The sequence below is a fragment of the Veillonella sp. 3_1_44 genome (assembly GCF_000163715.1).
GTDB lineage: Bacteria > Bacillota > Negativicutes > Veillonellales > Veillonellaceae > Veillonella > Veillonella parvula_A.
Genome location: NZ_GG770201.1, coordinates 241,517 through 254,610 on the forward strand (window position 1 = coordinate 241,517; position 13,094 = coordinate 254,610).

Annotated in this window: 10 protein-coding genes and 1 pseudogene; 9 read left to right on the forward strand and 2 right to left on the reverse strand. The window is 39.4% G+C overall.

Annotated elements, in window-relative coordinates; genetic code table 11:
• Positions 1-85: 85 nt before the first annotated feature.
• The 4 genes and pseudogenes from HMPREF0873_RS07695 to HMPREF0873_RS07710 all read left to right on the forward strand — a co-directional run bounded on the left by HMPREF0873_RS07695 (position 86) and on the right by HMPREF0873_RS07710 (position 3,770).
• A pseudogene (locus HMPREF0873_RS07695) lies at positions 86-939 on the forward strand (DMT family transporter).
• A gap of 258 nt (positions 940-1,197) precedes the next feature.
• Entirely contained in the window at positions 1,198-2,220 is a 1,023-nt protein-coding gene (locus HMPREF0873_RS07700; protein WP_008715329.1) for a methionine ABC transporter ATP-binding protein, read from the forward strand.
• Positions 2,220-2,891, forward strand: a complete 672-nt coding sequence (locus tag HMPREF0873_RS07705; RefSeq protein WP_004693945.1) for a methionine ABC transporter permease — start codon at positions 2,220-2,222, stop codon at positions 2,889-2,891. The genes HMPREF0873_RS07700 and HMPREF0873_RS07705 overlap by 1 nt, the downstream gene beginning before the upstream one ends.
• A 54-nt stretch (positions 2,892-2,945) precedes the next feature.
• Entirely contained in the window at positions 2,946-3,770 is an 825-nt protein-coding gene (locus HMPREF0873_RS07710; protein ID WP_008715332.1) for a MetQ/NlpA family ABC transporter substrate-binding protein, read from the forward strand.
• Positions 3,771-3,904: 134 nt separating this feature from the next.
• On the opposite strand, the gene HMPREF0873_RS07715 is transcribed toward HMPREF0873_RS07710, so the two are convergent.
• The gene (locus tag HMPREF0873_RS07715; RefSeq protein WP_008715333.1) at positions 3,905-5,728 is read right to left on the reverse strand and encodes an ABC transporter ATP-binding protein; all 1,824 of its coding nucleotides are present in this window, start codon (positions 5,726-5,728) and stop codon (positions 3,905-3,907) included.
• Complete coding sequence (locus HMPREF0873_RS07720) at positions 5,725-7,560, reverse strand: ABC transporter ATP-binding protein (protein ID WP_008715335.1); 1,836 nt, start codon at positions 7,558-7,560, stop codon at positions 5,725-5,727. Before HMPREF0873_RS07720 ends, HMPREF0873_RS07715 begins: the two co-directional genes overlap by 4 nt.
• Before the next feature lie 210 nt (positions 7,561-7,770).
• On the opposite strand from HMPREF0873_RS07720, the gene HMPREF0873_RS07725 reads away from it, so the two are divergent.
• The 5 genes from HMPREF0873_RS07725 to HMPREF0873_RS07745 all read left to right on the forward strand — a co-directional run bounded on the left by HMPREF0873_RS07725 (position 7,771) and on the right by HMPREF0873_RS07745 (position 13,077).
• A complete protein-coding gene (locus tag HMPREF0873_RS07725; RefSeq protein WP_038125771.1) occupies positions 7,771-9,237 on the forward strand; it encodes a DASS family sodium-coupled anion symporter in 1,467 nt (488 codons plus the stop codon).
• A 391-nt stretch (positions 9,238-9,628) separates the two neighbouring features.
• Positions 9,629-10,033 (forward strand): PACE efflux transporter, encoded by a 405-nt coding sequence (locus tag HMPREF0873_RS07730; RefSeq protein WP_008715339.1) that lies wholly within the window; start codon positions 9,629-9,631, stop codon positions 10,031-10,033.
• A 59-nt stretch (positions 10,034-10,092) separates the two neighbouring features.
• Complete coding sequence (locus tag HMPREF0873_RS07735) at positions 10,093-10,596, forward strand: hypothetical protein (protein WP_008602979.1); 504 nt, start codon at positions 10,093-10,095, stop codon at positions 10,594-10,596.
• Between the two features lie 152 nt (positions 10,597-10,748).
• Positions 10,749-11,882, forward strand: a complete 1,134-nt coding sequence (locus HMPREF0873_RS07740; protein ID WP_038125772.1) for a PLP-dependent aspartate aminotransferase family protein — start codon at positions 10,749-10,751, stop codon at positions 11,880-11,882.
• Positions 11,883-11,892: 10 nt separating this feature from the next.
• Complete coding sequence (locus HMPREF0873_RS07745; RefSeq protein ID WP_008715341.1) at positions 11,893-13,077, forward strand: MalY/PatB family protein; 1,185 nt, start codon at positions 11,893-11,895, stop codon at positions 13,075-13,077.
• The last annotated feature ends 17 nt before the right edge of the window (positions 13,078-13,094 follow it).

Below are 13,094 nucleotides of genomic sequence, written 5' to 3' on the forward strand. Positions count from 1 at the left end.
GATAGAAATAATTTGGATAGAATATACGTTAATCAAAGTGGATTATAAGATTGTATAGGCGAATGCTGTTGAAAGGTGGCTGGTAATGACAAATCGAAAGAAAGCACTTTTAGGTGCTTCTGCTACTATTGCGGTGTGGGCTACTGCATTTCCTTTCAGTAAAATCGCATTACAGTCAGTAGATTCGTTGACATTGTCTGTGGCAAGGGTCATGGGTGGCGCTTTGCTTATGCTGGTAATCGGTGTTGTAAAAGGGCTACATATACCGACAACATGGCGTGAGTGGGGACTATATATTCTGTTAGGTGCTACAGGGAATTTTCTTTACCAAGTTGTTTTTAATGAAGGCTTGCGCACAATTCCAGCGGCTACATCCAGTATTATTATGGCCTTGACGCCGATGACGACGGCACTGATGGCCATGATTGTTTATAAAGATAAAATTCGTCCCATAGGATGGGTATTTACAATAACGGCTTTTATTGGTGTAGCCATAATCATTCTATGGAATTCCGCACTTACTATTCCTGTAGGAGCCTTGTGGACTTTGTTAGGGATGATACTCTTTGCAGTGTATAATATTCTAAATCGTGGACTTAGTTTAAAAGGATATAAGCCTATTACCATTGCCATGTGGTCTATGTTTACAGGAGCTATTATGGCATTGCCCTTTGCAGAACATGCCCTGGAAATGATTGTAGTATCGCCGATTAGCGCAAAGTTTGCTATGGCCTATCTAGTGCGTTAGGTTTTGTATTCTGGAGCTATGCTTTGGAACATGCTGAAAAGGTTTCTGATGTAACTAATTTTATGTATATCTCTCCCATAGTGGCAGCTATTGTAGCAGCATTTTTATTGGGAGAAATACCTAATATGGGGCTCTATATAGGGGCGCCTATTATACTAGGATCTTTATACCTTTTTAATCAATATAGATAAGTTATTTTGTTAGTGTCTGAATCGCTTTGGTTTGATGTAAAAAATATATAATTAGATGAATAGGGATGTAAACCCTTACTTATAAGATAAGAGCTATATAATAAAAGAACCTCAACCTTTTAATTGGTGAGGTTCTTTTTGGTTTGACAGTCCTTATAAATTGTAGTAATCTAAGTACATAATTAAATCATACTTTATAGATATGTTTTAAATTTAAATTTAACTCCTACTAAATTGAAGGAAAAAAGAGGCGGTACAGTGATTGCTATACGAAATGTAACGAAAGAGTTTGATGTTAATAAGCAAAAGGTTACTGCATTATCTGATGTAAACTTTACCATAGAAAAAGGCGACATATTTGGCATTATTGGCTTTAGTGGAGCCGGTAAATCTACACTGTTACGCATGATTAATGCTTTAGAGGTACCTACCTCTGGTCATGTTGAAATAGATGGTGTGAATATCAATGGATTAAGTTTTAACGAGCTCAGAAAGGTTCGTAAGCGCATCGGCATGGTATTTCAACAGTTCAATTTATTGAATGCTAAATCTGTGTATGATAATGTGGCGATTCCATTAATTCTAAATAAAGTTTCTAAATCAGAGATTGATAACAAGGTTAAAACCTTGTTAGACTTTGTTGATTTAGGTGATAAAGCAAATGCCTATCCAGGAGAATTATCTGGTGGTCAAAAGCAGCGCGTTGGTATTGCTCGTGCGTTGGCTACAGATCCATCAATTCTGCTTTGCGATGAAGCAACAAGTGCTCTTGATCCAGATACAACAGAGTCTATTCTTCAATTATTAGAACGCGTTAATCGTGAACTAGGGGTAACAGTCGTTATCGTAACTCATGAGATAGATGTAATCCAAAAGATATGTAATCGCGTTGTAGTTATGGAACATGGGAAGCTTATCGAGAGAGGTTCTGTACTTGAGGTGTTTAGTAAACCTAAGCATGAAACAACAAAACGATTTGTTAGGACTGTTATTCCTGATGAAATCCCATCTACAGTGAAACATACCTTGGCTTGTGATAAAAGGCCTTACACAATACTTAAAATGCACTTCTTAGGAAATAATACAACTGATAATGTGCTATATCATATTAATAAAACCTTTGATTTAGAAACGAGTGTATTATTTGCTACGGTAACGGAATTAGAGCATACGGTACTTGGTATTTTTATTGTTCAGTTTATTGGTGATGATCTGGAAGTGGGCAAGGTAAAAGAGTATCTTGTAGCGCAAGGCATCGAATGGCAGGAGGTGACACTATAATGGACTTCTTTATGCAAGAACTTGGAGTTCCCGGTTCGCAGTTAGTACTAGCTGCAGAACAGACATTATATATGGTGTTCCTGTCTTTATTCATTGGTACCGTACTAGGTCTAATTATCGCAGTTACACTAGTGGTGACAAATCCTAATGGCATCATTAAAAATAGTGTAGTTTATACCATAACAAATACAATTGTTAATATCGTGCGCTCTGTACCATTTATCATCTTGATGGTGTTTATCTTGCCATTAACAAAGATGATTGTTGGTACTCGTGTTGGTACAACAGCGGCCATCGTACCGCTTGTTATATTCATTGCGCCTTATCTTGCTCGACTCTTTGAAAACTCTATTTTAGAGGTCAATAAAGGCATTATCGAGGCTGCACAGTCGATGGGGGCCTCTCATTTTGAAGTGATTTGGCATTTCCTTTTACCAGAGGCAAAGGGTTCGCTTATTCTATCTATTACAACAGGTACCATAGGTCTTATCGGTGCTACTGCTATGGCTGGTGCCATTGGTGCTGGTGGTGTAGGTGATTTGGCCCTTACCTATGGTTATGAACGGTTGAACTTTCCATTGATGTTATTTACCGTTGTTATTTTAATTATTTTTGTTCAAATTATTCAAACAATAGGTAACTACTTTGCACGTCGTGCGCGTCGTTCCTAATTTGATGAAATAGATTTTAGTTATATGGATTGTGAAAGTATAGGAGAATGTACTATGAAATTTAAAAAATTCCTTGCCCTTGGTATGGCATTAGTATTTAGCGTAGCTTTTATCGCAGGTTGCGGCTCTAATAATAGCGATAATGGTGCTAAAAAAGAATTAACCTATAGTAAATCTCAAGGCCCTTATTCTGAATTGTTTGAAAAAGGTGTAAAACCAATTTTAGAAAAACAAGGCTATACCTTCAAAGGTGTAGATATGTCTGACTTGGTACAAGCAGACCAAGTATTGAGTGATGGTGAAGTTGATTTTAATGTTGAACAACATATAGCATATATGAAAAACTTCAACGAAAAACAAAATGGTCATCTTGTAGCATTGACCCCAATTCCAACAGTGCCAGCTGGTATCTTTAGTGGTTCTAAGACATCTTTAGATCAAGTAGCTGATGGCGATACTATTGCAGTTCCTAATGATGCGTCTAACATGGCTCGTGCCTATGCGTTGTTGCAAAAAATCGGTTGGATTAAACTTGATCCTAATAAAGACTTAGCGACAGTCACACAAGCAGATATTATTGAAAATCCTAAACATCTTAAATTTACAGAAATGAAGTCTCTTACAATTCCTTCTGTACGTACTGATTTTGATTATATTGTTATTACAGGAGCTATCATTTATAATGCAAAAATTGACCCTAAATCTGCATTGGCAAATGAAGATGTATTGCCACAATGGTTATTACAACTTGTAGTAAACGAGAAAAACAAAGAGGCTCAATGGGCAAAAGACATTGTAGCAGCTTATCATTCTCAAGAATTTAAGGATTACATGGAAAAAAATAATAACGGTTTATGGTTTGTACCAAAAGGTGAATAATTAATAGAAAAACGTACTATATATGTGCACAAATAAAATAACCGCTGACAAGTAGTAACTTATCAGCGGTTATTTTGCCGTTTACGGAATGATCTCAGGAGATTTCCATGCGTAAGATTGTTAAAATTATTATTCTATACCGTCATTCCTACAGCATAGTTTTCATATAGTTTTTTATAGTATCCGTTAAGTGCCATGAGTTCATCATGTGTCCCTTGTTCTACAATGGTACCGTTTTCTACCACTAGTAGGAAGTCCGCATTTTTTATTGTGGATAAGCGATGGGCGATTACGATACTGGTTCGACCTTTGAGGAGTGTGTTCATCGCTTTTTGAACCTCTACTTCGGTTCGGGTATCTACGTTAGCCGTTGCTTCATCGAGGATGAGAATGTTAGGATCGGCTAAGAAGGCCCGAGCGATGGTAATTAATTGTCGTTGACCTTGGGAGAGATCATCACCACCTCGGTTGAGCATCGTATCATATCCATTGGGTAATGTACGAATAAAGTGATCTGCCATGGCAAGCCTTGCGACATACTCGATTTCTTCACGTGTAGCATTTGGTTTGCCGTAGCCAATGTTATCGGCGATAGTACCCGTGAAAATCCAAGCGTCTTGCAATACCATTCCTACCGTATTATGTAAGCTTTCACGAGACAAATCCCGAATATCTACATCGTCAATAGTGATGCGACCATTTTTAATGTCATAGAAGCGCATGATGAGATTCACTAATGTAGATTTACCAGCTCCGGTAGGGCCTACGATGGCTACCATAGAGCCAGCTGGAATGTGAATATTAATATCCTTCATAAACACATTGGACGGTGTATAACCAAAATCAACATGTTCAAAATCAATTGTCCCCGTATGAGCTTGATTACTTGGTTGATTGGCCGTCATAGATGTGTTAGTACTAATAGCGTCTCTATCAGTTTTTGATGAGCTGTTGGATAATGTCAATTTTCCATCATCAATTTCAGATGGGACATCAATTACCTCATAAATACGGCCTAAGGCTGCAGCGGTTTCTTGAAATTTTGTCATAATATAGGAACTACGAGATAGGGGGGCGGATACCTGACCCACATAGAGGAAGAATGCCTGAATATCCCCAATGGAAATGGACCCACGTAATACCATAAGACCGCCTTGAATAGCGACGAGGCAATAGGTAAATTGATTTAAAAATTTTACGAGAGGCTCTACAAGCTGACTGGTGAAAGTAGCACTTCTCATACTTTTAAATAGATTGTCATTCAGTATATTTACTTGGCGAGTTGTAGTCTCTTCTAGACCAAAGGTTTGAATAATTGGCTTGCCTACAACGATTTCTTCTATGCCACTGTTGAAAGCTCCTAATGCATTCTGATTTCTAAGATACACGCGGCGAGCTCGTTTAGATAGCCACGTTAAGCATATAATACCAATCAGTATGATGACGATAATGGATGTTCCCAAAATTGGACTGATCCAGAGCATCATTGCAGTGGCGCCGATGATTCCGATAATGGCGGATACGAGACCGGGCACACCTTCACCTATCGTTTCTGCGACAGCATCCAAATCAGAGGTTAGACGGCTTAGAAGATCGCCACGTTGGTGATCGTGAAAGTATTCGATAGGCAATGAGTATAGGTGAGTACTCATGCGTGTACGCAAGGCGAGCACTGTTTTTGATCCAATGGAGGCCATCATGTATTCGCCGAAGTACGTGAATAAAGCATGACCTCCATAGATGGCAATAAGCCAGAGGATGATTGTATCAATAGAGGCGAATATGGTATTAATGTCTTGGTTTGTTTGTAATCCGCTAATAATAGCATCTACGACCTTGCCAAGTAATACTGGAGCTGATACCTCAAACATAGCTGCTGTGATAAGGGCTAAGATGAGTAGTGCCAGCCAACCCCATTGGCTTTTAGAATCGATTAGGAAACGACGTAATGGGCTCATTCTGTCACCTCCTGAGATGCTAAAATTTGTTTATATACGGTAGAGTTTTCAGCTAATTCATCATGAGTGCCATACCCTGCCACTTGACCTCTGTTGATGATTAAGATGTGGTCTGCTTTTTTTGCAGCACTTACCTTTTGCTCTACAGAGATGAGAGCGGGGCGATTGTCCTTTTGCAATTCCTCGTGTAATACGGTGCGAACGGCACGCTCTGTGGTGCCGTCGAGAGCAGAGAAACTATCATCGAATATAAATAAATCTGGTTTGCGCACGAGCGCTCTAGCCATGGCAAGACGTTGGCGTTGACCTCCAGATAGATTAGTACCACCTTGGGAGACGATATATTGGTAACCACCTTCAAGACGACTAATAAATTCATCCGCCTTAGATAATCGGCATGCATTTTCTATATCTTGAACTGAAATATTTTGGTTTGGTGCAGCACCGTAACGGATGTTCATTTCTACAGTCCCTGTAAATAAGTAGGCTTTTTGTGGGACATAACCGATGCGTGAGCGTAAGTCATCTACATTCCATTCATAGATGGATTTGCCTTTGAAGAGAATGTCTCCAGACTCAATGGAGAATAGGCGAGGGATTAGGTTTGTAATCGTACTTTTACCAGAACCAATGTCACCCATAATAGCCAATGTTTCACCGTGATGAACGGTAAAGGAAATATTTTCTAAAGCCGGCGATTCTGCATTATCGTAACGGAACGTAACATTGCGAAATTCCAGAAGTGGAGTATCATCGTTTGCCGATGCCGATGCCGATGCCGATGCCGATGCCGATGCCAAATCTACAAATTTTCTGCTATCTTCTTGGCCAACTATATAATGGGTGTTTAAATTTGTATTTTTATTATATGGTTCAGGAAATGTATCTGAGTTTTCGTGTTCCAATAACTCTTGAATGCGGGTGTAACATACGATAGCTTCGGGTATATCTATGATGACGAAAATAGCCATGAGCATACTTAAGAGGATAAGGTTAGCGTATTCAATAACGGCCATAATGTCACCTATTTGTAGGGAACCTATGCTTACGTTATAGCCTCCGAGCCAAAGGATAGCAACGGTACTCATGTTAAAGAGAATTAATATAGTCGGTAAACCAATAGCAAAGGTTTGGCGTAATCTTTTATTTAGTTGAGCTGTTTCTGTAAAAATTTCTATTTCTTTAGTATTTTCGTAATGTCTTCTATTGAAAGCTCGTATAACAGGCATGCCCACAATATGATCACGTACCATATCGGTAATAGTATCTAGTTTTAGTTGTAACGCTTTAATAATAGGTAAGGCGCGGCTTTCAATAAAAATTATGGTCAGTATCATGAATGCCATAACAGCGAGGATGACGAGACCTAGTTGCCAGCTCTTATAGAAGGTTAGTCCTAGACCAATACATATCATGAGAGGCATAGGGAGAATCATATTTAAACCTTCTCCTAGAACTGATTGAATTTTCTCAACGTCTCGACTGGTCCGCATGAGTATGGTGCCTGTACCAAAGTGTGTAAAGTCGCGTAGTGAAAAGGCTTGTATAGCTTTCACCAAATTGTCGCGCAATACTTTGCCTATAGAGGCTGAAATATGAGCGCTCATAGCAACACCTAGGATAGCAGACGATACTGTTAATAGTGCAACGATAAGCATCGTTGCACTAGAGTTAGTAATCATCTCTAAATCACCATGGAGGACACCGTCATTGATGATGGTAGCTGTTAAGGTTGGTATATATAAAGTGCCTGCTACATTGAGTAACGAAAGAAGTGACACAATGATAATAGAGAACCATAAAGGTTTTATATAACTAGAAATTAACTTCATTTCAATCCTTTCGACATATCTTTCGATATATTAGTAATTTTCGATGTTTATATTATATTGTATAAAACCAAAAATATCTAGTAAAAACTATTACTAAAAGTTTAGTATCAATCAATAAGTATTATGACGAATATTATATTTTCACTAAAAATATTCTGCTATACTGTATTTGCAATTTTGTAGTTTTATTTTTAGTAAGGAGTGTTCCTAATGAAGTTGAATTGGAAATTATTCGCACCGCTTGTAGTAGCTATTCTTGTATGGCTCATCGGTGCGCCTGAAGGCCTTAGTCCAAATTCTTGGATTTATGTAAGTATTTTTGCAGGCCTCGTGGTGGGGTTGATTTTAGAACCAATCCCACCCGCTTTTATCGGTATCATTGCTGTTACCGTATCTATGTTATTTAAGGTTGGTCCAGCACCTATTGTAGACAAAGCAACTGGTGTAGCAAAGGCTATTACGGATGCTCAAGCTATCAGCTGGGGGCTTAGCGGTTTCTCTAATGCCATCGTGTGGTTGATATTCGCAGCATTTATGATCGGTATCGGTTATGAAAATTCTGGTCTTGGTCGACGTATTGCATTGTTCCTCGTAGCCAAACTTGGAAAGTCCTCTTTAGGCCTTGGTTATGCCATTGCTATTACTGACCTTGTGTTGGCTCCATTTATTCCTAGTAATGCGGCTCGTTCTGGTGGTACGATTTATCCAATTGTATCTAGTATTTGTCCGATGTTCGATTCTTATCCAGACAAGAATCCTCGTAAAATTGGTTCCTATTTGAACTGGGTAGCATTGGCAACAACTTGTGTATCTAGTTCTATTTTCTTGACTGGTGCGGCGCCAAATCCATTGGCTCTTGAATTGTCTGCTAAGTCGGGTATCGTAGCTGCCAACTGGGGTACATGGTTCTTAGCATTCTTGCCAGTAGGTATTATTCTATTTATCATTACACCATTGTTGACGTATGTATTCTGCAAACCAGAGGTAAAAGGTTCCCCTGAAATTGCAGCATGGGCAAAGGATGAATATAAGAAATTAGGCTCCATGACACGCAGTGAAATCTTCATGGCCTTGATTTCTGTATTGGCTCTCGTATTGTGGATTGGTGCTTCTACATTTAAAATCAACCCAACTACAACGGCTTTAATTGTTATTATCTTGATGATTTTTACTAAGATTATGACTTGGCAAGATTTCCTTGCTAACAAACCAGCATGGAATGTGTTGACTTGGTTTGCCACACTTGTGCCTATGGCTTCGGGGCTTAAAAATGTAGGATTCTTGGAATGGCTTGCTAAATCTGCAGGTGGTTCTTTAGTTTCTTTAGATCCAACAATGGCTGTTCTTGGCTTGTTATTAGCATTTTGCTTACTTCGTTACTTCTTTGCTTCTGGCACCGCTTATGTAACAGCTATGGTAGGTTTGTTTGCTACTTTAATTCTTCAGATTCCTGGTGTTGATCCAGCTCAAGTTATGTTGATTCTTTTAGTACCAATGGGGATTATGGGGATTCTTACCCCTTATGGTACTGGTCATAGCCCGATTTGGTTTGCTAGTGGCTATAATAAAGGTCCTGAATTTTGGAAACTAGGTGCTATCTTTGGGATTATCTACCTTGCTATATTCATTGTGGTGGGGATTCCATGGATTCAGTTCGTAATGCCACTTTTAGGATAATTAAATAGTGCCCCTCGTAGCATTCTGCTCGCTCTCCATCCCTTGCAAGTCGAGCTTACAGAACGCTACGAGGGGCTTTCCTTATATCCGAAAATGGCATAACTCACTTCGGGAGGGCAAGTCGCTGGACAGACATATGGCGGCTTTTTTATCCTGAAATGGCAATACTCACTTTGGAAAAAGCAAGTCGAGCTTACAGAACACTACGAGGGGCTTTCCTTATATCCGAAAATGGCATAACTCACTTCGGGCGGGCAAGTCGCTGGACAGACATATGGCGGCTTCTTCTATCTTAAAATGGCAATACTCGACAAATCTAAAAAAATAAATATAATATTGACGTGATAGTAAATATCTTTTTTGGGTTTTCTGATGGAGGTGGTTTATTATTATGTCTGCTACAGAGCGTGTTGTACAGTCGATTTTATATGAGGTGGGCTGTGTTATGATTGGCTGGTCGGTGATGCAGTTTGTTCCTCATGAGGGTCAGCCTCTTGCTTTGATGGTTATTTTTTCCTTACTGGCTATGGTTTGGAATTTTGTGTTTAACTGGATATTTGATAAACTAGTACCAGGTGATCGATTAGCACGAGGTCCTGTAATCCGTACAGTTCATGCGGTGTTGTTTGAAGGTTTGTTTATGCTTGCTACAGTACCGATTATTATGTACATGATGCATATGAGCTTTTGGATGGCCTTTGTTACAGATATAACGATGACATTAGTCATATTAGGTTATACGTATGTTTATAATTGGGTATATGATCGGGCACGTTTATTATTTGTAGAAGCTTAGTTTTAATATATGAGGTAGGTACCTCTTGAAAAATCTATATCGTATAGTAGGAGGTTCTTATGTCTACAAAATCTATTACAGGTACAGGTCTCTTGTTGGCCGTTGCCTTATTGGCGCAAAGCTTGCGCCTCATGTTTCCATTTATTCCAAACCAGGTGAGTATGTTCCTCATCGGTTCCATTACATCTGCTACATTTGTGCTTGCAACGTGGCGCTATGGTTGGAAGAATGGACTCGTCATCGCTTGGATTGCTCCAGTAGTAGCGCATTTACAAGGTATGTTGCCGTTGCCACCATTTATTTTGATTACGGCTCTTGGTACGACTGCGTATGTATTCGTAGCTCACTGGTTACAACATAAACCAAAGGCATTGCTTATCATTGTGGCTGCTTTGGTAAAAGCCGGCGTACTCTTTGGAGGGTATTCCTTGTTCTTCTCCTTGTTCCAATTTCCACCAAAGATTGTAAATACCATGCTTTTCGTATCTAGTTGGCCGCAATTGGTAACTTCGTCATTAGGTATAATTTTGGCATTACTTATTACAAAACGCACTAAATATTAGGTGAACTTAACTTATAGTTATGACAACCCATTCAAAATATATATGACCTTTTAAGGGCACTCAAGACCTATGAGTGCCCATTTTTGTTGACCGTAATCATTGTCTACTTTTATAATTAATATATTGTATACAAATATGAGGAGTTGATAGGAATGAAATTTAATACAAAATGTGTTCACGGCAGTGGCAAACCAGATAGCACTGGTGCCATTTCCCCTGCAATCTATATGTCTAGTACATTTTCCCATCCAAAGTTGGGGGATACAACAGGTTATCAATATTCGCGCGAGTCTAATCCAACGCGCGACCGTTTGGAACAATTGATAGCTGGCCTTGAAGAAGGTACAGATGCATTGGCATTTTCCTCCGGTATGGCAGCTGTGGACGCAGTATTCCATCTATTCTCCCCTGGGGATCATATCATCTTGGGTGATGATTTGTATGGTGGCTCTATCCGCATGTTCACGAATATTTACGAGCAAAATGGTATCGAGTTTACGTATGTAGGCACTTCTGATCTTGATGCGGTGAAAGCGGCTTTTAAACCGAATACAAAGGCTGTATATATTGAAACACCAACAAATCCTATGATGGAGATAACCGATATTCGTGCACTTTGTGCATTGGCTCACGAACGCAATGCGCTAGTAATCATCGACAATACCTTCTTGAGCCCATACTTCCAAAAACCATTGACCTTGGGTGCCGATATTGTTGTTCATAGTGGTACAAAATTCATCGGTGGTCATCACGATGTAATTTCTGGTTTTACTATTGTAAAAGACGAAGAAATCGCTGCAAAATTGCGTTTAACATATAAAACCGTAGGTGCATGTTTATCTGCTATGGATAGCTGGCTCGTTATTCGCGGTGTAAAAACATTGGCTCTACGCATGGAGCAACATCAAAAGAATGCCATTGCTCTTGCTGAATGGCTAAAAAAACAACCAAAAGTAACTAAAGTTTTGTTCCCAGGCCTTCCAGAACATCCTGGTTATGAAATCAATAAAGCTCAAACAACAGGCTTTGGAGGCATGCTATCCTTTGAAGTAGACAGCGAAGAAACGGCTAAACAAGTATTAGAAGGTATTAAGCTTATTCAATTCGCTGAAAGTCTTGGTGGTACAGAATCCTTGTTGACATATCCTGTAACGCAAACACATCCAGATTTAAAACCTGAAGATGCAGAACGTAAAGGTATTACACGTCGTTTGTTGCGTTTATCTGTAGGGATTGAAGATACAGAAGACTTGATTGCAGACTTGGAACAAGCTTTTAATAAATAAAGGAGTTCCTATGGGACAATATAACTTTGATCAAATTTTAGATAGAACGCACACGAAATCTTTAAAATATGATTTTGCTGTTAAGCGCGGTAAACCAGCTGATGTGTTACCATTCTGGGTAGCGGATATGGATTTTGAAATTCCCCCTGAATTAAAGCAAATTTTATTGGACCGCGTAAACCATGGCGTATTTGGTTATACCGAATCTGATGATGAGTATTTCGATGTGTTAAAGAATTGGTTTACTACACGTTTTAATTGGACTCCAGAACAAAAATGGCTTGTTAAAACGCCTGGTATCGTATTTTCTTTGGCGATGGCGGTTCGAGCTTTCACCAAGGAGGGGGAAGGTGTGCTCATCAACCAACCGGTGTACTACCCATTTAGCATGGTTATTGATGACAACAATCGGCGTCTTATCAATGTGCCACTCATCAAAGGCGAAGAAAAATACACTATCGATTTTGAAGGCATCGAGCGTGCAATCATTGAGGAGAATATAACATTATTCCTCTTGTGTAACCCCCATAATCCAGTAGGGCGCGTGTGGACTGAAGACGAGTTAAAACGCCTCGGCGATATTTGTATTAAACACAATGTGCTCATCGTGAGCGATGAAATTCATGCGGATTTTGTATGGAAAGGGCATACGCACAAGGTATTTGCGGACCTTGGTGAAAGCTATGCAGAACACTGTATTGTATGTACAGCACCTAGTAAGACCTTCAACATTGCAGGCTTACAAGTAAGTAATATTTTCATTCCCAATGATTCCTTACGCCGCCGTTTTATCAAAGAAATAGATCGTGCTGGTTATAGCCAGTTGAATACGATGGGGATCGTTGGCTGTGAAGGAGCCTACAAAGTGGGGGCTCCTTGGCTTGATGAATTGAAAGAATATATTCAAGACAATATTCAATTCACCATCGACTATGTAGCAAAATATATGCCAAAGATTCATGCATATCGTCCTGAAGGGACCTATCTCATGTGGCTGGACTGCTCTCAATTGCCGCTTAGCCCTAAAGAGCGAGATGAATGGATCATCAATGATGCTAAGCTATGGCTCGATACGGGTTCTATGTTTGGTGTCGATGGGGAAGACTTTGAACGTATTAATGTCGCTTGCCCTCGTAAGGTATTAGAAGAAGGGCTCGAAGCTTGGAGACGTGCTTACGAGGCTAAAGGCTTTTAATTAGCTTATTTAAATTG